Origin of the sequence: Gemmata obscuriglobus, assembly GCF_008065095.1 — a bacterium.
In the GTDB taxonomy this organism is placed as follows: domain Bacteria; phylum Planctomycetota; class Planctomycetia; order Gemmatales; family Gemmataceae; genus Gemmata; species Gemmata obscuriglobus.
In genome coordinates, this window is sequence record NZ_CP042911.1 from 2090775 (window position 1) to 2111157 (window position 20383).

Below are 20383 nucleotides of genomic sequence, written 5' to 3' on the forward strand. Positions count from 1 at the left end.
GTCGTCGCACGGCGAACAACACCCGTCGTTCACCGTCGTGAGAGGTTGCAGAGCTTCATGCGCCCTCTTCATCGTTGAAGAGGGACTGTTGTTCCGAGTCGGACTGAGCGATTTCCAGTTGCCTCCGAAAGAGCGAACCCGCTCCGCCGCTGAGAACTTCCTTCGTCACGTCGGCAGACCGAAGCGCCTCGGACGGTTGAGTCGTTGTGGTCACGATGTACTGGTAGGGCGTGGTGCCCGCATCCGACATCAGCGAAAACGCCGTGTCCAGCATCCGCTCGTACAGCCGCACGTTGAGGTCGGCTTCTCGTGGGCTGTCGTGGATGAGCAGTCCGGGGTGGCAGACCGACCCCGACGAACTCTCCACGAGAATGGCGAGGTCGGCCAGGAGCACGGCAAGCGTTTCGTACGCCTCGCCAGCCAGCGAGCGCTCCCGGCTGATCCGAAAGGCGATCTCTTCCTTGTCGACGGCGACCGTGCCTTTGAAAGTGCCGGTGATCGCCTGCTGGACGATGCTGTGGAACCGCTGTCGAAACTGCTCCATTCGTTCGTTTTGCTTGACCAGCAACTCTGACAACTCCTGCTTCAGTCGCTCGACCTCCGCCTGTTTGTTTTGCTCGTCCGAACTGAGGGCGGCGAGTTCGTGGTTCGGTTCTTCGCCGCTCTCGACCCGGTGCCACTTCAACAGATCGTTCGTGACGAGGGGAACGACCTTCAGCAAGTTGTTGATGTCACGGCGACGATCCGACAGGTCGTTTTTCGCCTCATTGAGTTGCTTCAACTTCGTTCGAATCCGCTCCAGTGAGTCCTCCTGGCGTTTCGCCTCGGTGCCCAACGCCGTTTCGACTTGGTCCCGGTTCTGAACCACCCTGAGCACCCGCCGCTGACCTTCCGGCGGCTTCTTTGCGATCTCGCCCTCCAGATCGGCCAACTTCTTCTTGACCATCTCGCACTCACTGACCAGTTCACCAGTCGGGCACGATTTGAAGCCCTTCTCCAAGATCGTCTGGCGCTGGCTTTCGGGGCTGACCGACTCTTCGAGGACGGCGGTGCCCGTAGCGGTGACGACTTTTGCGCTATCGCTCTGTTCCTGCAACTCGTGAATCTCGTTGAGCCTCGCCGTCGCCCCGTTGATCTGTGTGTCGAGGTCTTCGATCCTCTTCTCGACAGCGGCACGCTCCTGCTCCAGATCGCTGATGCGCCCCTCTGTCATCTGGCGAATGTTGCCGAGTACCCGGTTGTCCAGCGGCGCAGCGTCCGCTCCGGGCACCTCGCACTCGTCCCGCAGGCGCTTGCGAGTCTGCTCGATGTGGAACGCTGGCTCGGCGGCTTTCAACTTGATCTTGTCCCGCAGTTCACCCAGTTCGGCGTCTAACTCGGCCTGACGCTTCAGAATTTGGGGTTCTCGTATGTCGAGCAGTCCCAACATCGCACGCACGCACAGGGACACATCGACTTTGGTGAACTTCGTGACGCCGGAATCGCTGCGGGCGGGGCGCACGTTCCAGAAGCGGTCGTAGCGGCTCTCCTGATCTCGGCTACACAGGGCCAGCAGATGCGACCACTGGACCGCCTGTCCGCCGGACAGCACCTCCCGGTGCTTCAACCCCGACAGAACGAGTTCCTGCACGTGCTTCAGGAACTCGGTGTACGGTTGGTCTGCTGCTGCTGCTGCCAGTTTCGCCAGCGTAACCCCACGCTTGACCCGATCTCGTCCGCCGGTGCCGAGCTTTCTCAGGACCGCCCATTCGTCGCCGTCCACGACGACCACAGCGCCGACGTACCCTTTGGGAAAGCAGTGCCGGACTTCTTCGACCACGTGCTGCTGACCGAAGGTCTTCTCCCCCAGGCAGTACCGGATCAACCGGCAAAGCGTCGTTTTCCCGTTGCCGTGCCCCGATTCAAAGTCTTGGGCCGAGTCGTCGGACTTGCCCTGGATGATGTTCAAGCCGGGCGCAAACGGGATCGTGCGAATCTCATCAACCGGCGAAAGCGACCGATACAGCGTCACCTGCTTCACCCAAATCAGGGGCGAAGTGCGCTTGCCGGGTTTCGCCGATTTCCGGGTCATGCCGCCACCACATACCACTGATATCTGTCATTCACAATCGCCTTGAGAATCTCGGCCTTCTCTGGCGGAATCTCATTGGGCGTTCCTGTGTTCTCAGGGCCGAACCGTGTCTGAAGATCACGCAATTCCGCAGCAGCTTTGCGAAGCAGGGAGACAAGTTCCGGTGCGGCAGCGAGGTACGACTTCCGAGCCTCGGACACGGCTGTTCCCACCTGAATGGTCTGGCCTCCTTGTTCGATGGCTTTCCGCCGGACAAGCTGGTTCTTCAACTCACCCCACGGGATTTTGTCTGCGGTGCTCCACGAGGCTAATGGCGTGGCCTGACACAACTTCTCAAACTCGGTGCGGTCCTTTCCGGTGAGAAGCTGTTTGTGTCGCTTATAGCCCAGCGCAATCACGAGGGCATCGACGTATTCCAACTCGCTTAGACCGGAGTCTGCTTTGACCAGATCGCAGACGAGTCCACAGAGATAACTGTCCCGTTCGGTGCTGGGGAATGTGCCATCGTCAGGGTCGAACAGCGTGGCCCCGGTGGTGGCTTTCTGCTCGGTAGCCTTCGCCTTCGGCTTGCTGGCCGCTTTCGGCTTCTTTTTCGTGTCGTGCAGCCCTTTCTTCACTTCATCGGCGTATCGCTCGTGGTTCAATCTCAGTAGCCGAGCGAGGATTTCCCGCCGGGCCGGTTCGCTGATCGTGTACCGGATACCTTGCTTCGTTTCGTGGAAGCCGTGGTCGAGGGCGAGATCGGACCAGCCGTAGGCGGCGACGACAGCGCAGTCCATCTCGACGTGGAGTTGTCGGAGTTTCTGGATGCCGTCGTTGGTTTCCTCGGAGTCGTGGAATCGATTGTAGGTCTTGGTCAGCCCTTCTCGCCTAGTGGACATCACATCTTTTCGATGCAACTCGTAGCTCTCGCCTACCTGAAGCGCAGGGATTTGTGGGGGGAAAGGGAAACTCTCGAAACTGTCGGAGATCGAGAACCGGAGCCGTGTTTCGAGCGTCGAAGACGTCTCCCTGGACCACAGATCAAAAATGCTCGACGACAAAACAGAATACGCTGCTGTCGCTACGCCACAGTGTACTGCTAGATCGACCGAGAAGACGCAGTTGGTCGGGAGTGTTGAGACGCATAGGTATTTCGTTACACGTGTGGACGCCATCACTCGATCTAGACCAGACATTACTTCGATAATTTCCCGCTGCACTCGGCCATACTGCCACCAAAACTGCTTTCGGCGACGGCCATCCGTGTTGTCTTTCAACCGATCACGTTCCGGTTTAACTTTTTCTTTCACAATTCTGAAGCAGTCGGGGTAATCCATCGCCTTCTCGATGGGCCAGTCGAAGAAGTTGATGACCCAGCGACTCGGTGACTGGTCAGGACGGGAATTGAGGTCTTCGCCATTCAAGTACGGGAACAGCACGTTCCGGTTTCGGGAGTCTTTGGCAATCAGCGCCTGAGCTTCTTCAGGCGTCATCACGAAGCCCATGCCGAGAACGATAGAACCCTGGAACGACTTGCCCTCGTTCGCCTTGAGACTGTAGGGGTTACCTGTCACAGTTTTTGGGGGTGTCAGGTAAGCAGTAATCCCCTCGGCAGGCTTCTCATCGAGGACGTATAAGCCGTTCCACCCACCCCTGCGAACCCACACGATTGAAATTTCCAGACTGGCGAATCCCGGCCACGGGCGGCTCGAATGCGCCCGGTTGACGATGAAGTTCGCCGCCAGCAGCAGATCGAAGGCGACCTCTCTGGTATCCCCTTGAGCAATGGTGTTGCTGGCGATCAGGCCGAACCCTGCGCCCGGTCGCACCAACTGCGCCGCACGCAAGAAGAAGTAGGCGCACAGGTCGGCGCTACCCCGCTTTCCTTTGGCGAGATGGTGAACCAGATACTCTCGGTAGAGAGTTCCGAGGAAGCCGGTGATCTTCTGCCCGCCCATGAACGGTGGGTTTCCGATGCAGGCATCGAAGCCCCCTTTGGTAATGAAAACTTCGGGGAACTCCAGCGGCCAGTGAAACGGCGTGCGTCCCTTGTTCGCCGCACATGCGGTGACGGCGAGATCGTGGTCTTTTCCCTGCTGGAAGCTAATCGCCGCCGAAATTAACTCGCCGTCCCCAACATCGAATGCCTTCCCAATCAACACGTCAGCAACCAGCTTCAGCCGCTTCGTGAGCGCCACGGATTCGTTGAAGTACGCCTCCTGCTCGTTGATCGCTTCGATTGACGTGGCGTGGCGGTTTTCGAGCTTATTTCGCAGGGCAATCGCCTGCGTCGCTGCATCGTCCAGGCTGGAGAGGAAGAGGTTCCCTTCCTCCCGCTTGCCGGACAGAGTGAGGTTCCGCAGTTGGTCGAGGTCGTGGATGCCGACGAGCGAATCGCCGTGCCGGATCGCATGGTCGAGGAACTCGAACGGCTTGTCCTTCGCCAGCGTGAGCAACCACAGCGAGAGCTTGGCGATCTCGACGGCGAGCGGGTTCTTATCGACGCCATAGATGCACCGCTGGGCAACGAGCCGCCGGGCGTAGGCTTCCCGCTCGTCGGGATCGGCGGGGATCAGTTCTTCGTTCACCGCCCCCTGTGACGGCAAGCCTTCCGGGGTCAACCGCACCTGGCTCGGCTGCTGGCGTTCGAGTTCTTGCCACGCCTCTTGGAGCCGAGCCGCCAAGTACCGACACGCTTCGACCAAGAACGCCCCGGACCCGCAGGCGATATCGCACACCTTCATGCCGAGGATGTCACGGGCTGATCTCAGCTTCCATTCTTCCTTCGGCTTGCCATCAGAAGGGCCGTCGTAAATGAGCGGTTCGAGGGTGTACTGAACGATGGGTTCGGTGAGGGTCTTCGGGGTGTAGTGAGTGCCGGTGCTGCGCCGGTCTGTGCCCGCCGTGACGAACACGCTGCCCGTGGTCACGACGACTGGGTAGCCGAGCGTGTCGAGGCGCACCAGCCCGGCGAGCGGCTTTACCCGCTTCCACAACTCCGAGTCCTGACAGGCGCTGCGGAAGCGACCGGCGAGTTGGTCGTCCAGTTCAACAGTGAGCGCCTTCTTCAGTGCCGATTCCGACCGCCCCGTTTCGTCCTTGAGGAACGTGAGCAGTTCCTTCTCCCCTTTGGCGGCGAGCTTCTCCAGTTCGGCCAGGGCGAGTTCCGGCTCCTGATCCCGTGTCCCCGCCAGCCCCAGCATCGGCTCGGCGGCACGCCGGGCGGTGTGGTCGAGCAGACCTTCGTAAACGTGGCCGATCTGCTCGATGTCGAGCGACCGGAAACTGAGCGACCGGGCTTCGGTCGTCTTGCCGACCTTTGTTTGGAGCACCTGCAGCGCTTCGAGCAGGTGCAGCACCGTGCGGTTGCTCACTGGCAGCGGCGTGGCTTCAGCGGTCTTCCACGTCGTGCCCGACTTGCGGCCTTCGAGGAAGGGGAAGCGGTCGGGGTTGAACAGACTGCCGCCGTAGGCGGGGAGTTTCAGCCGGTCGTGCTTCACGCCAGCGTACACCGCCCGGAAGGTGGTGAGCAACCGAATCCAGGCGTCGAACCGCAGGCCGAGGATTTCTTCGCCGTGCTCGTCCGCCGTGAGCCGCAGTTGTTCCCGCAGCGTACTGACGGCGTAGTTCTTGTCGTACAGTTCGTCGCCGAGCAGCAGCAGTTCCCGCTCCTCGGCGCAGAACAGGAACACCAACCGCATCATCACCGTGAGGGCCGACTCGTAGAGAGCCTTTTCGTCAACGTCGGCGAGAAGCTTCCGCCCGTGGTCCTGGTCGGCCTTGTCGAGCGCCTGGATCAGCACCTCGACCGCCTTGCGAACCTGATAGCCGAGTTGGTCCGTGACTTCTTGCTGGTCCTTCTGGCTCTGGTCGAGCAGGCCGTCCTTGAGGTCGAGCGTGTCCTTGTCCGGCACGCTGAAGAAGCGATCCGCCGAAAGCAGGGTGCGGAAGGCCCGCAGCGTGATCGGCTCCTCTAGCCAGAGGTCGGCCCGCCAGGTGGCGTAACCGGTCGGCTCGTTCTTCGGGGCGTTCACCAGCATCCAGTCGAGGCCGTTGGTGACGAAGCCGAGCCGGATGCCGGTGTCGTTCAGCAGTTGCGTCATCCGGGTGTCGGGCGATGTCTTCCACCGGGACGCCACAACGGGCTTCGTGAGCGACTGCGACCGGGGGTACACCTGCACCAACAGTCGGACCTTCTGTGTGGCCGGGTCTGTCACAATCCAGTCGGGGCGCAACGTCTCTCCGTACTGCGCCTCCTCGCTCTTGAGCGACTGCGGGATCGCTTGCCCCTCGGCGAGCCGTTCCTCGAAGCCCAGAGTCTCGCCCAGCACGAACCGGACCCACTGGCGGTGGAGGGTGGCGTCGTGGTCCCACTCATCGAACGCCTGCCGCAGCCGCCGGGCGTGTTCGGGGTCGTGAGCGTCAACGCCTTGCGGGAACGCCTGCGCCAGCACCGGCAAACTCAAGAACGGTCCCGAGTTCGGGACGAGGCGCAGCCAGTCATTGTGGTGACGGGTGATGGACACGGCTTACCCCTTCCTCATCTTTTCCGGGACGAGGAACGTCACCGCCACGGGGAACATGCGGGGTTGCGGGTCGGCGTAGCGGGCTTGGACCGCCGCCGCCTCCCGCTCGATCTCGGCGGGGATCGCCTTCGACCTCGCTCGCAGGAAGTCCTTGTTCCGGTCGAACTGGTCTTGTTCGAGGAGGTCATCGAACAGGCCGGGCTGGTGGTTCGCTTGCTCTGCGAGTTCGGTGTCGATGGCCTTCTTGAGTTCGAGCATGATCGCCCGGATGTCCTCGGCCTCTTTTTCTCCCCGCTCACCGAGTTTCTTCTGGAGACCGGCGGTGCGGTCCCGCATCCGAACTTCAAGCGACTGGGAGAGTCCGGGGGCGAGTTTGTCCCACAGTTCGAGCAGGTGCCTTTGCATCGGTTCGTAAGGCTCGTCGCCGGTGACGGCAGCGAGCAACTTTTCGATGTCGCCGACGTTCAACCGGGAGAATCGCCCTTCCTTGATCTGCCCTCCCGCCGTGATGATCTCCTCGTGCAAGCGGTGGCTGTCGCCGCCGATGACGACCAGGCGGGCGTGGGCGACGACGGCGGGCGTGTTGAGGACGTGGTTCGGCACGAGCCGGGCGGTGATACGGTGGAGCCGCTTGCGCCCCTTCACGGACCAGACCTCCGCCCGCAGCAGCCGCAAGCTCATCTGCACGAGTCGGTGGTTGAGGTGGGCCAGCACGATGTCGTCCCGTCCGTCAGCGGCGGAATGGTCGAACGTGATCGGGCGGATTTCCTTCGTGTGGGGGTGCTCCAACCCCTCGGCGCACGCCGCCCAACTGTGCTTGAGCGCCGGGAGCGTGAAGACCGGCTTGCCGGACGAATGCGGTACCGGAATCAGGGCCGGTTGCTCGGCAAGGGCCAGCCCGACCTCGACCACCTTGCGGATGTTCTCCGGCGACAGCCGCAGTTCTCGCTGTGTCTCCCGGTACTGTTCGAGCAGGTCGTTGATTTGCTTCGCCAAGTCCCTCTCGAACTTGAGCATCTTCCGCACGGGTTCGGATTTGGCGTCGGCCCGGACTACACCCGGCATCGAATACCCCCGACCGAGCATCGCCTGTTCAACGTCATCGGCCAGCACCGTCCCGTAACTGCCGAGGTCTTCCCTGATCGTCTCGACCTTCTGCGCCACCCGCATCAGGAATTCCAAGTCGGCGTCGAGGTCCGCCGCCTTCGCTGCGAACGCCGAGTGCTGGCGCTTCTTGTACCCCTGCCCGACGAAGTGGTACACGAACACCTGGCGCTCGCCGCTGTCGGCGAGAAAACCCTTTTGCCCGTGACGGTCGATCCGCCCGTTGCGCTGTTCCAGCCGGTTGGGGTTCCACGGGATTTCGTAGTGGATCAGTCGGTAGCAGTGGTTCTGAAGGTTCAGCCCTTCAGCCGCCGCATCCGTGGCGAGCAGGAGCCGCACCGGGCTGATGTCCGGGGCCGACTGGAAGGCGGCTTTGACCTCCTCCCGCTCCTCCGAGTCCATGCCGCCGTACATCGTCATCAGCCGCTCGCCGCCCGTGAACCCCCGCTGGGCGAGGATTTCCAAGAGCCAGTTCTGGGTGGCCCGGTACTCGGTGAAGATGATGACCCGTTCGGCGCTCCACTTCTTGTTGGGACGAAGGTGGGTATTCAACCACTCGATCAGCCGGTTTACCTTCGAGTCGAGTTGGGCCGTCGCCGTTTCCGCCCAGGTCCGCATCTGCCGGAGCAGGGCCAGTTCTTCCGTGGACGGCTCGGTGAACAGCAGTGAAGCGGCGTCCAGGGCGTCGGTCATCGCCTCGTCGTACTCGCCGTCGTCGGCGTAGTCCTCGTCCGCCCGGTCGAGTTCTTGCTTCAGGACGTTGACGGACGACTTGCGGACGGCCTTGCCCCGCCTGGCTTGCCGGAGCGATTGCTCGTGCTGCTCAAGGGTCTTCAGAAACGCCGCCGGACTGGAGAAGAGGCGCTTCTTCAACGTCTTGAGAACGAACTCCGTCGCCAGCTTTTCGGTGCTGTCCTGGGCACGCTCGACCCGGAGATCGGCGTACCGCCGGAGGGCCGTGTGAACGGCTCGCTCGTCGTCGGTGTATGGCACTTCGATGGGGTCCAGCACCCGCTTCGGGAACCGGGGCGAGCCGTCCCACTTCGGCGGCAGTTCCGACTTCATGCGCCGGACCATGACGGCGTTGAGTTGCTTGCGGTCGGGCGGCGTGCTGCGGGCGAACCGCTGGTTGTCGAGCAGTTCGAGCAGCGCCGAAAAGCTCTCCGGGTAGCCGTTGTGCGGCGTGGCGGTGAGGAACAGCTTGTGTTCAAAGTGCGGCACGAGTTGCCGGAGCGCTTGCGTCCGCTGCGAGTCCGTGGCGTACCGCCCCACGCCGGACGGGGCGCAGTTGTGGGCCTCGTCCACGATGAGCAGGTCGAACCGGCGGGGGTAGATTGGATCGTCCGGCCCCGGCAGCAGTTCCCGGAACCGCCGCAGCGGGCGCTCCCGCTTGAGGAAGTCGATGCTGGTGATGAGTCGGGGGAAGTGGTTCCACGGGTTGACGTGGATGCCCCGGCTGCGGCGCAGTTGCCCCACGAGCGCCGAGTTGACGATGCGGAAGTCGAGACCGAACTTGTCCCGCATCTGCTCTTGCCACTGCACCTGAAGCGGGGCCGGGCAGACGATCAGGATTTTCCGAGTCCGGTGGCGGATAATGAGTTCGAGCGCCACCATGCCCGCCTCAATGGTCTTGCCGAGGCCCACGTCGTCGGCCACCAGCAGGTTAACCCGTGGCATCTGGATGGCCCGCACCACCGGGTCGAGTTGGTAGTCCTCGATGTCGATGCCACTACGGAACGGGGCCTGAATCGTGCGCACGTCCGCCGACGAGGAAGCGCCCCAACGGACGGCATCAAGGAAGGCGTCGAGTTGTTCGGGCGGATCGAACCCAGTGGGATCGGGCAGGGCGACCTTCTCGACCACCCTGGCCCCCGGCTCAAGTTCCCAAACGACGTTCAGTTCTTCGCCCAGGCCGTCGTCCTCGACCGACGACAGGGTAACGAGGTGCTGCGGCGAGTCCAACCCGGCGTGCAGTCGTTCGGACGGCAGGGTGCTGGCGGATACGTCCGTGACCATCCAGTTGCGGGACCGGACGCTGACCATCTGGCCCTGTTCGGGGTGTCGAGAGGTTATGGGCGTCATCTCGGTCGTGCCTTCCGGTTCGGCGAAAGCGCCGGACTCCGCCGTGATCGGGCCGTTCCCCGCAGCAATCTTTAAAGTGCTGTTCGTGAAGCCCAAGTATCCTACGGTGACGAGGGACGCCTCGCCACCGGGAAAGTCGCCCTGTTGCGTCTGTCCTCACGGCTGAAGTACGCCCGCATCCCCTCGATCTGCCCCGGAGCGAACAGCGCCCGCCGCTTGAACACCACGCCCGGCCCCGGCAAGTACCCCGAATCGACGGCGTACCGCAACCGCCACACGGCCACCCCCAGCACCTCCGCCGCCCCTGCATATGTGTAGCACTCCCATTTGTTAACATTCGTCATATTTTCCTCAAAATATTCTCAACTTAACACATATATAGTGGCAAAAGGAGAATTCCGATGAACTGGTCAGATCATTTCCGTGAGTTGAAGCGTCAGCAGCCCCCCGCCGCCGCACCGAGGTCGGGGCCGACAAGTGTGCAGTCACTCAGCGACATCCCGCCCGAGGCCACGCCGTTGCAGGTGTTCCGCCTGCCCGTCGAAGTCCTCCGGGTGGACGAGCGAGTAACGAGGACCGGCGACCCGTGCTACTTCCTGCACGTCCGAGACGCCGACGGACAGAGATTCCCGATTGTCTGCTGGGACTGGCAATGGGCCAAACTGAGCGGCAGAATCACGGTTGGTCGAGAAGTGACGCTGGACGTGAAAGTGCCGACAGGCGACTACTTGTCGTTTACGCTGGCCGGAACAGGCGCTTGCTGAAAGTCATGCTGCCGAATTTCCGAAAACCGGAATTTGGCGAACGGGCACTCGATGGGAGCGGCGGGGTCGAAGAGGTGTGCAGAGGTGCGCAGCCCGCAGAATTAGACTGAAGCGTCCGAAGATCGGCGTCGTTGCGTACCGAACGGTAGAGCAGAGTCGGGCGAAGCAGGTGGCCTGGCAAAACATTAACGTCAATCAAATTCATTTGTCGATTATGCCCAAGCGATAAATTATTATATCGCCTACACAATTGACTGAGCATTGAGAAGGGATTCAGTAAATAAGATTCTCTTGAAAGATGAGTGATGAATATATAATATAATCTAATTAAATAGCCCCTGAATGGCAAGCGAGTCGTGTGCTGTGTGCGACGTTAGCGGCTCTTGCGGGAGAAGCAAAACACGGTGAAGCCTACTACTGAAGGGCGTGCGAAATGGCTCAGTGCGGATACCGTGTGAACGTGCGACGAACAGACACGGGTTAAAGAATATGGCGAACTGCCAAAGGTAAGCTCACTTGCGTGGAACTCAATAGCAAGGACGCCCCTATCCGCCGTGTTGTCGGGGTGAGACGCTACGAACACGTAAATCAACCAGTGGCGAACAATACGCTCCCGTGCTTCGGCACGGGGTCAATACGCCTTCACTCTGGACAGTTCGAGACGAGCGCAACAAGAGTTACCGGCACCTGCGGTGAATCAATGCGGGCGTCCGCCAAAGCCCGGACACCCGCACCGATTGTCTGGTTCAGGTCGGGTTCGCTGGTGAATGTGACATGGTTAATGTTGAGTGTTCCACCAGCACAACCCGAACGCAGCGCCGCTCGTGGCAGGCGTCCGGGCTTTGGCGGACGCCTGCCGTTGCTCTCGCCGGAGGCGAGCAAGTCACCCGGGTGACGCCCACTGACCGGCGCACACCCAGCACACCCAAGCTGAAACGCTGGCGGTGCAATGACCCGATGCGCAGTGCGGGTCACAAGAGCGGGCTTCCTGCAAGATGCACCCGGTACCGCCCGGTTAACAAGTCGGCCGGGGTGCGAACCGGCGCAACTCGACCCGACCGCTTGCTGTTACCGACCAGCGCACACCACCTTCCGACCGGCGCACATTTTCTCCGTCCGTGACCGAGCCGGGCGGTATGGGCGGCGGTGGTGGGCGGCCGATCAGCAGACTACCGGGGGAGGATGGCGTGAAGCCCCAGGCCGACCACGAACAGTGTGTAGGCGGCGTGGAACAACTGCTGATCCAGCCCGTCATCCCCGTCCCGCCGAGCCGCACGAGCGTCTGCCTCGATTAGCTCGGACAACAGGTGAAGGACAGACCCGACTGAGTAGGCCGCAAGCACCTCCCGCAGACGCTCTTTCGCTTCGTCGTCGGACATTGGCGTGAACACCCATCTTGAGGGGCGTGCCCGAATGTGGGCCGCCACACCAACCGGGGTGTATGGTCACCAGGGGCGTAGTGTGCTGGCCAAAAACGTTCAGGACGGCCCGGCGTAAAGACCGTCCTTCGCCGAGCCGTCCATTGTCCGGGTTAAGAGTTAACCGGCACTTGCGTTTCGTCCTTCGCCGCTCCCGCTGCGGCGATCTCCTCCGCCGTATCGAGGATCAGCCGCACCGCTTCGCACACCCGCTCCAGCACGGCGCAACACGCCGACACCACGTCCAACCGCTCCGAGAGTGCGTACCCGGCGATGTACCGCCACGAGCCGCCCAAATCAGCATCTTCTTCGCTTCCGAGCAGCCGCAACAGAACGGCCGCACCCAACTGCGCCACGGTTTCCGAGCGCCAGTGTTGGCCCTTTTCCTTCAGGTTTCCGGCCCTGTCGTCGGCGGCATGGACGAGTTCGTGCGCCCACGTCGAGAGGTTCTTGACGCCCAGGCCGATGAGTTGCTTCCGGCGGTAGAAGCCGTGTCGCCCGCTCCCCTCGCCCTCGAAGACTTCGACCCGCAGCCCCCACTTTCGAGCGACTTCCACCAGCGGGAGCGACTCGACCCAGCGCTCCGCTTCCGGGTCGGCCGGGGGGAGCGGTGCGCCGTCGGTCTGCCCGATTCCGAACACCGGAATTCCACGAAAGCCGATCAGGATTTCTTTGTCTTGGCCCGTCTCCTCGTCCTTCACGTTTTTGATGATCGGTGCCAGGATCGTGAGCGATTTTTCGCCCTTCTTCACGAACCGCCCGACGCCCTGCCACTGTCGGAAGCCCCGTGCGTCGGTGTGCCCGGCCAGCGCCACGAGCAGTTGGTTGCGCCACGACCACTTGCGGCACGGGATGTCGTCGCCCGTCCTGACGAACAGTGTGGCGAGCGGAGCGGGTAACGCCGTCGGGTTCTCAAACGCCTTCACGATGCCCGCCGCCGCCTCTTCCGCACTGCCGAAGTACTTCATGGCCCGTCCCTCGTGGTCACGCCGCACACCGAACCGCCGGGTGCGAACTGCCTTCGAGGGATGGGGGTGTATGGTCACCCAGAACGGGGGAGGGTTGTTAACGTGCCGGGCGGAGATCAGCGGGCGTATGGTCACGGCGCAAGGAAGAGGTCGAGCGTGCGGAGAACCACGAGGAAGACACGAGGCCATTGTCGCTTGAAGGGCCGGGATCAGGTTCCGTTCGGTGGAAACGGCTGTGGGCACCCGTCAGGCGCTCGACCGCAAAGTTCATTTGCTGACGAGACGGTTGGGCCGAGTCTGCTTCTCTCACGACTTGAATCCGCTCCACTGAGATGGCTTAATGCAGACCGGATCGGAGGAGAGGCAGGCCGTTCGGAGCCAACCGACTCCGCCATCCCATGAGCGCCGGCTGTGATCCGGCGTCGGATCAAACACTTAACTTGGAGACGACGATGACGAAGCATGAGATTCTAGCCCTGCTTCAGCAGAGCGCCGTGAGTCGGCTGGAGATTTCTTACGATAGTTCGGACGATGAGGGCATGATCGACTCGGTGACTTGCTTCGGCCCGGATGGGGCACAGGTTAAACCCACACCCGAAATCAATTCCTTAGTCGAGGAATTGGTGTGTGAAATGCTCGATGAACAGCAGGGCGGTTGGGAACTGGACGACGGATCGTTCGGCGAGGTCGAGATTGATGTCGAAACAGGATTAGCCAGTTTTTCGCACACGGTAAGGGTGATTGATTACTCGGACGAAGACTTTGTGGTGTCGATTCTGGAGGGCAACTAATGGCGCACCCCTACCACCACGCCCTCAGCAGCGTCAAGCGGTGGGGCGGGCGGGCCGAGGACTACCAGCCCGTCCACGACTGGTTTGACGCAACGAAGGCGTTCCCGACTTCCGTCACCGTGCCCTCCGCCACCACGCCGAAGGCATTTTTCAGACGGAAGCGACCTTCGGGCGGACCCTGACCAACTCGGACGGGCGTATCGTTCCGGTCCGCAGGGTCGGCGAGCAGCACGTCAAGGAAGACCTGGGCCGCATCCCGACGGCCGCCGACTGGCTGAGGGAGATCGCACCCCGGCCGTGGGTGGGCGCTTCTGCCGAGCGGCTGTCGGACCCGCTCCGGCCCCCTGTGAGACTACCGATCCGCCCACCACCGGCCGGATCGCTCGGGAGGTCCGCTCGTAAATGACCATGAACCTCATCGACGCCAAGTGGCGGGCCGCCGAACTGGGGCTGGAAATCCGCTACCCCCGGCGCACGGGTGAGGTGCTGTTCGTGGCCCCCCCCCTGACCCGTGAGCGGGTGCGTCAGAACGACCGGCGAAAGGGCGCCACCCGAAAGGTCGAGCGGCTCCTCCGCCGGTCGGCCGGGGTTCGGTCCCTATCGCTGCCAGGCCCATCAGAGAACAGGGATATCGCCGAAAGGCGTCTGACCGGCAACACCGTACCGCACGCTTCCAGCCGGGCAACCGGGGTTAACTTGTAACGAGATCGGCAAGGGCGAGAGAAAACGTATGAGGGAGGCGAGCCGCACGGTTCGCTCCCCTCAGCAGGTCCGCAAGTATGACAATTCCTCATTACTACCTACGATTGCGAGATGGTAACCTATGTCAGACTACATCCAAATTTATCTCGCCAATTTCGGAATACCCGGCTGGAAACCCCAGTTCGAGGTTGTGGGCGAACCGTTGGGCCATCGGGTCACGAACGCCCCTCCGGGGTTGATCGCCGCCGCTCGCACCCTTCCGATCGACGCCGGCTACCACGTCTGTACGCACAGCGTCCTGACCGCCAGCCGGGCGCTTTCGGCCGGTGTGAAAGTGTTTCGACTGTCCCCCCACGAGGCCGACGTGTTGGCCAACTGCGACGCCGACATCAGTGCCGCCGACTACGTGCAGCCGTTTCCGACCATGTTTTACGCCCTGCCCGAAGAACTCCAGGCGGGCACCGACGGTGAGGGGGAGGGGCGCTGGCCGTTCGTGGCGGTGGACCGGCTCGCACCCGGCCGGGTGGTGGTGACCGGGTTTATCGCCCGCCCTCCCTACACGGGCGACAGTCGGGCCGTCACTGCCTTTCATATCTACCCGGACGACGAGCGCTCTGTGGCGGTTAACATTGGCGACACACTCGACCGGAAGACGGCCTCCGTGATCCACATCGCCCTCAACGCCGGTTTGTACCTGAGCGTCCGGGGCACGACCGAGCGGCACGCCAATCCCGGCCGGGTCAAGGCACTGAAGCGCCGGAAGCGGGAGCAGCACCACGAGTGGCGGGACATTCAGCGCCAGTTGAAGCGGGAGCCAGTGCTGGTCGAACCGGTGCGTCGGATCGAAATACGGCCCTCTTCTCTCGCCGCTCACGACACCGGGCCTCCGACGGGCCTGCGGCAGCGCCCGCACGAGCGCCGAGGGCACTTTCGGATGCAGGCGTGTGGGCCTCGGCGGGCGGAGCGCAAACTCGTGTTTATTGAACCGTACGCCGTCGGCGGGAGGCGGGACTTTGGGGGCACGCACACCGAGTACACGCTCGCCTATTGATGCGCACGAACGGCGGATCGAAGGCCGGTCCGTCGGGTGCCGGTGACCATACAGCCCAGGGTTCGACCGCACGGGAGGTGCCCGTGTCGGCGCAACATCTGGGGATCACAGCATGTTCCTGAAAGCACCGTTCGGATTGCCCGCCGACTTCCTCCGCACGTTCGGCTACCCCGGCCAGCGGCGCTACATCGGCCTGTATTGGAGTCCTATGGGCGACGAGGCGTGTTGGGACGACGGCCAGTCCTCGGCGTGCGGTCTGGCGGACAACCACTACTATCTGGCCTTCATCCGGCGCAAGGAGGTGTTGGCGTGGCGGGACGAGAACGGCCTCCACCTGGGCAACTCCGAAGAAGAGGCGCAGCACTGGCTCGTGGTGGACGCCGAGACGTGCGAGGTCTACGCCGCCCACTGGCGGGAGGCACGTCAGGCCGTCATCCGGCAGGAGATTCCCAGTTGACCATTCACGGTCGGATCGACGGCGAATTCCGAAATTCGGAAACCTCTGATGGAGCCGTCGGTCGGAGGCAAGGCAAATCCGTGTCACACGGCCGCCCCACCCAGGCCGCCGAACGGTTCCACGAGTGACCATACGCACTCCCGGTCGCCGAGCGCCTGACGGCTCTCGCTCACCACCGGGAGAGGCCGATGATTCGCTACCTGACCGGCGTGCGCCACCCCGAACTCGATTCGGTCGCCGCACAGGACGGCGAGTACGGCGTTCGTCCGCCGCTGGGCGTTCTCGTTCAACCCCTCACCGCCTGGTACCTCCGAGACGCCAGCCAGTTTTACGATTACTGCGGGATCGACAACGGGTGCTTCACGGAAGCCGGTCGGGGCCGGTTCACGATGGCCGGGTACGAACGGCTCGTGAAGTCGGGGCTGGAGCAGTTCGGCCCGGACCTCCTGTTCGCCACCGCTCCCGACACGCCGTTCGATTGGTCCGCAACCCTGCGCTCGTCCCTGCCGACCCTTCAAACCATCCGTCGGTGGCAGTGCCCCGCCGCCCTCGTGTGGCAGGACGGGGCCACGGCCGAGAACATGCCGTGGGATGCTTTCGATGTGGGCTTCATCGGCGGTTCGACGGAGTGGAAGCTCGGCCCCTACGCCAAGCGGTTAACCGCCGAGGCCCGCAGGCGGGGCAAGCTCGTTCACATGGGACGGGTGAACTCGACACGACGGCTCCTCGTCGCCCAGCGGTTCGGGTGCGACACCGCCGACGGAACTTATCTCAAACACGAACTCGCCAAAGGAGTCGATCCGGCGGAAGCGGTCGGGCGGATGGTCGAGTGGCTGCGGGTGTGTTTCTCGACCGAACAGACCGAGGTCCGGGCCGAACTCGTTCGCTCGTGCCCGATGTTGGCCGACCCCGAACGGATGAAAGCGCTCCGTCTCGCCGGACTCATCTGGTGAAGCCCGTTGCGCCCGGTTCCGCCCGTCGGAACCGCTCGGCGGCGAAAGTCGTTGCACCGAATTGAGAAGTCATTTCCGGCGTGGCGCTCTCCGGCGTCCGCCCCCAGTCCGGTGACCATACACCCGGTTCGGCGTCGGCGCTGCCGAGCTTCTCCGCATCCGACACCACGAGGGCAGTGACATGATTGCCAGATTCGGGCTGGGTGTACTGGTCGCCACGCCGGGTGCGCTGGCGGCGCTGCGTGATGCGGGGCAATCTCCGGCCGACTTCCTCAAGCGCCACGCCAGAGGCGATTGGGGCGACCTCGACGGGCACGACACCAAACAGAACGAGATCGCCCTCCGGGACGGCGGGCGGCTCATGAGCAGCTACCAGACCACGAAGGGCGAAACGGTCTGGGTCATCACCGAGGCCGACCGCTCCTCGACTTGCATCCTCCTGCCGGGCGAGTACTGAGCTTCCGCCGCCCGAAGTTTCGAGCGATGATTCGACCGACTCGCCCGGAGAACACCGTCCGATGTCCCAGCACCACGAGATCGGCGACGTGGCCCCGACCTCACTCGCCCACCTGATCGGCCAGCGGTCGGTGGTCGAGCAGGTCCGGGTCGCCCTCGACGCCGCCCACCAGGACGCCAAGAAGTTCGACCACGCCTTATTGTGTGGGCCTCCGGGGTGTGGAAAGACGCAAACGGCGAAAGTCATCGCACAGGAAATGGCGGGCGAGTTTCAGGAGGTTCTGGGGCAGGCGATCCAGTCCCCCGCCGACCTCAACGCCTTGTTGCTCGGGGCGAAGGACCGGGACGTGATCCTTCTGGACGAGGCGCACGAACTCGACCGAGAGTACCAGACCGCCCTCTACCTCGCCATCGACCAGCGCCGGGTGCTGCTCCAGACGAAGGGCCGGACGCCGCAGGCCATACCGCTCGCCGACTTCACGCTCCTGCTCGCCACGACCGACGAGTTCAAGCTGCTCCAACCCCTGCGGGACCGGATGCGGCTGTGCCTCCGGTTCGGGTTCTACTCGGCGGAGGAACTGGCCGAACTGATCCGGCAGCGGGCGGCGGCGCTGGCTTGGGACGTGGACGTTAATGTTTATCGCCCCATCGCCGCCCGCTCCCGTGGGACGCCACGCCTGGCGCTGCGGTTGCTCCAGGCCGCACGCCGGGTGTGCCGCTCGCAGGGCGACGAGCGGGTCACCGGAGTTCATCTCGAACGGGCGTGCCTGCTGGAAGGGATCGACGGCCTGGGCCTCGGCCCCACCGAGCAGCAGTACCTTGCCGTTCTGGGTGAGGGGGCGAACCGGCTGAACGTGATCGCATCTCGGCTCGGGCTGCCGACCCGCACCGTCGCCGAGGTGACCGAGCCGTTCTTGATCCGGGCGGGGCTGGTGGCAAAGGACGACCAGGGGCGACGGCAACTGACCGCCGAGGGGCGTGACCACTTCGTTTCCATTTGTCGGAAAAATGGCGTCTGAATCGAGGAACGCTGATGTCAAAAAGTGGTCAAGAACCGGCCGATGCGAAGAGCGGCGTGAGCGTCAGCGACATGGCCCGGACGGTCGGACTGTCCCGCCAGCGATTCCACCAACTGATGAAGTCCGGCGTCTTCCCTCAGCCCCTCCGAGACGAGGCGACGGGACGCCCCTACTACGACGAGTCGGGTCAGGCGCAGTGTCTCGAAGTGCGCCGCCGGAACTGCGGGGTGAACGGGCGGGTCGTCCTCTTCTACGCACGGCGCCAGCCCGCCACCGCACCGCCGCCTCGACCGGCCAAGCCCCGACCAGCGCCGACTGAGAAGCACGATGAAATCCTTGACGGCATCCGGGCGCTCGGCCTGGTTCAAGCGACGGCATTACAAGTTAACGACGCCATCAAGGAATCGTTCCCGAAGGGCACGGGCGGGGTGGCGGTCGGCGAAGTGATCCGGGCCGTGTTCCTCCGGTTGCGACAGAACACGGCGGATAAGGTGGGGTGATAAGGGACATTCTCCGCCCAATCCCGGACGGGTAGCGTCAGATTCGTGTCCCGATCCCGTCACATTCGGAGCATCAATCCGTGAAGAATTCGGCGAATAAGGTTTTCGGCACCACTCAGGTCGGAGAGGGAGAGGCAGCGCTCTTCACCACCTTCCTCGACGCCCACGACTTCGCTTCGGGAACCCGGAAAGCGTTCACCCTCGACATCAAGAAGTTCGCCGTATGGTTCGCTGAAGTGAACCGGGAACCGTTCCGGGTCGGTCGGGTGACCATGAGGGACGTGACCGACTTCCGGGAGCACCTCCGCCGGGAAAAGGGTCAGGCCGTTTCCACCGTCAACCGGGCACTCGTGGCCGTACGGCGGTACTTCGGGTGGCTCGCCGAGCAGGGGCACGTTGCCTCGAACCCGGCGGTGGGCGTGAAGGAACTCCGGCGGGTGCAACTTGCGCCGAAGGGACTCCAACGGGATCAGGTGCGAAAACTGTTGCGGGAGGTCGAGCTTCGCCAGGACGTGCGGGCCTCGGCGGTCTTTCACCTGCTTCTGTACACCGGCTGTCGGATCGGCGATCTCGTGAATCTTAAACTTCAAGACCTTATGCTGACCGAGCGGTCGGGAACAGTGGTATTCCGGCTCGGCAAGGGAGGGAAGCAACGGTCGGTTCCCCTCCCGCTGCCCGCCCGCAAGTCCATCCAGGCTTACCTCGACACCCGACCGCCGGTGAAGGAGCAGATTGTTTTCATCGGGGAACGTGGGCCGCTGACGGACCGGGGCGTCCGGGCGATGTGCGACAAGTACAGCGCCTTGATCGGCGTGAAGCTGCACCCACACCTGTTTCGGCACACGATGGCGCACCAGTTCCTTGCGGACAACGAGAACGACCTCGTCGCCCTGGCCCAACTGCTCGGGCACGAGAACCTGAACACCACGGCCCGGTACGCCCGCCGGAGCCACGACCAACTGGCCGATGCCGCCGACAAGCTGACGTATTGACCGTGGCGCACGGGTAACGAGAGGATTGCCATGAGCGAGTTCAAGCTCGGCACGCTGACCAACCAGCCCCACAAGACCGAGGGCCGGAGCGTGACCTGCACCGTGCCCGTGGACCGTCCTCCGGCGCTGATCGTCGGCGGCTAGGCGTTCCGGTTCGAGACCGAAAGCGACCGGAGCAACGACCGATGCCCGGCAGCGCTCTACGGATTGAATGAAGGAGCTTGCGTGCGGTGCTGCTGCGACGACTGCCCGGCTGCGTGGCAAACAATGAAATTAATTAACTCCTGACCAAAACCTTCTCAGCAGTACCATGCCTCCCCCGTGCCTGACGGCTACGGCGACCACCTCGTTCTTCTAACCGAGTAACATTTTCGAACGGCGGGTGTGAAGCAGTGCCCCCGAAAAGTAGAAGAAGTGTCGATGGGGTCGGGTCGAAAAATCGGCGGGCGGAAAATTGGCGACGGGCCAGGATTTCGACCCTCAAAGAAAAGCGAACCACACCCTACTCACAGCCTTCGTAGGGGCTTTGGTCGTCTTCGTGGTCATT

At 63.0% G+C, this 20383-nt stretch carries 15 protein-coding genes and 1 pseudogene; 11 read left to right on the plus strand and 5 right to left on the minus strand.

Going from position 1 to position 20383, the window contains the following annotated elements:
* Window positions 1–55: 55 nt before the first annotated feature.
* The 4 genes from GobsT_RS08825 to GobsT_RS08840 form a co-directional block, all read right to left on the minus strand.
* Window positions 56–2071 carry a hypothetical protein gene (locus GobsT_RS08825; protein ID WP_109571188.1) on the minus strand — a complete coding sequence of 672 codons (2016 nt, stop codon included), beginning with the start codon at window positions 2069–2071 and terminating at the stop codon, window positions 56–58.
* Window positions 2068–6579, minus strand: coding sequence for an Eco57I restriction-modification methylase domain-containing protein (locus tag GobsT_RS08830; protein WP_010035265.1), 4512 nt, complete (start codon window positions 6577–6579; stop codon window positions 2068–2070). The genes GobsT_RS08825 and GobsT_RS08830 overlap by 4 nt, the downstream gene beginning before the upstream one ends.
* Before the next feature lie 3 nt (window positions 6580–6582).
* Window positions 6583–9765 carry a DISARM system SNF2-like helicase DrmD gene (gene drmD, locus GobsT_RS08835; protein ID WP_029600689.1) on the minus strand — a complete coding sequence of 1061 codons (3183 nt, stop codon included), beginning with the start codon at window positions 9763–9765 and terminating at the stop codon, window positions 6583–6585.
* A gap of 101 nt (window positions 9766–9866) precedes the next feature.
* Window positions 9867–10109 carry a hypothetical protein gene (locus GobsT_RS08840; protein ID WP_010035257.1) on the minus strand — a complete coding sequence of 81 codons (243 nt, stop codon included), beginning with the start codon at window positions 10107–10109 and terminating at the stop codon, window positions 9867–9869.
* Between the two features lie 57 nt (window positions 10110–10166).
* Here GobsT_RS08840 and GobsT_RS08845 point away from each other — a divergent pair, with 57 nt between their 5' ends.
* Entirely contained in the window at window positions 10167–10529 is a 363-nt protein-coding gene (locus GobsT_RS08845) for a hypothetical protein (protein WP_010035255.1), read from the plus strand.
* 1531 nt (window positions 10530–12060) lie between these two features.
* Here GobsT_RS08845 and GobsT_RS08850 read toward each other — a convergent pair.
* A complete protein-coding gene (locus GobsT_RS08850; RefSeq protein ID WP_010035253.1) occupies window positions 12061–12915 on the minus strand; it encodes an ArdC-like ssDNA-binding domain-containing protein in 855 nt (284 codons plus the stop codon).
* Between the two features lie 452 nt (window positions 12916–13367).
* Here GobsT_RS08850 and GobsT_RS08855 point away from each other — a divergent pair, with 452 nt between their 5' ends.
* The 10 genes and pseudogenes from GobsT_RS08855 to GobsT_RS08900 all read left to right on the plus strand — a co-directional run bounded on the left by GobsT_RS08855 (window position 13368) and on the right by GobsT_RS08900 (window position 19836).
* Window positions 13368–13706 (plus strand): DUF6878 family protein, encoded by a 339-nt coding sequence (locus GobsT_RS08855; RefSeq protein WP_029600688.1) that lies wholly within the window; start codon window positions 13368–13370, stop codon window positions 13704–13706.
* Window positions 13706–14112, plus strand: a pseudogene (locus GobsT_RS40980) (DUF6915 family protein). Before GobsT_RS08855 ends, GobsT_RS40980 begins: the two are co-directional and overlap by 1 nt.
* A complete protein-coding gene (locus tag GobsT_RS08865) occupies window positions 14109–14408 on the plus strand; it encodes a hypothetical protein (protein WP_010035247.1) in 300 nt (99 codons plus the stop codon). Before GobsT_RS40980 ends, GobsT_RS08865 begins: the two are co-directional and overlap by 4 nt.
* 190 nt (window positions 14409–14598) lie before the next feature.
* On the plus strand, window positions 14599–15459 hold the full coding sequence (locus tag GobsT_RS08870) for an AcrVA2 family anti-CRISPR protein (RefSeq protein WP_148087662.1): 861 nt from the start codon (window positions 14599–14601) through the stop codon (window positions 15457–15459).
* Between the two features lie 112 nt (window positions 15460–15571).
* Window positions 15572–15916 (plus strand): hypothetical protein, encoded by a 345-nt coding sequence (locus GobsT_RS08875; protein ID WP_010035241.1) that lies wholly within the window; start codon window positions 15572–15574, stop codon window positions 15914–15916.
* Between the two features lie 188 nt (window positions 15917–16104).
* A complete protein-coding gene (locus tag GobsT_RS08880) occupies window positions 16105–16869 on the plus strand; it encodes a hypothetical protein (RefSeq protein WP_010035237.1) in 765 nt (254 codons plus the stop codon).
* 181 nt (window positions 16870–17050) lie between these two features.
* A complete protein-coding gene (locus tag GobsT_RS08885) occupies window positions 17051–17326 on the plus strand; it encodes a hypothetical protein (RefSeq protein WP_010035235.1) in 276 nt (91 codons plus the stop codon).
* Window positions 17327–17387: 61 nt separating this feature from the next.
* Complete coding sequence (locus tag GobsT_RS08890; RefSeq protein ID WP_010035233.1) at window positions 17388–18344, plus strand: AAA family ATPase; 957 nt, start codon at window positions 17388–17390, stop codon at window positions 18342–18344.
* 14 nt (window positions 18345–18358) lie between these two features.
* Entirely contained in the window at window positions 18359–18844 is a 486-nt protein-coding gene (locus GobsT_RS08895; RefSeq protein ID WP_010035231.1) for a hypothetical protein, read from the plus strand.
* A gap of 80 nt (window positions 18845–18924) precedes the next feature.
* A complete protein-coding gene (locus GobsT_RS08900; RefSeq protein ID WP_010035227.1) occupies window positions 18925–19836 on the plus strand; it encodes a tyrosine-type recombinase/integrase in 912 nt (303 codons plus the stop codon).
* Window positions 19837–20383 lie beyond the last annotated feature (547 nt).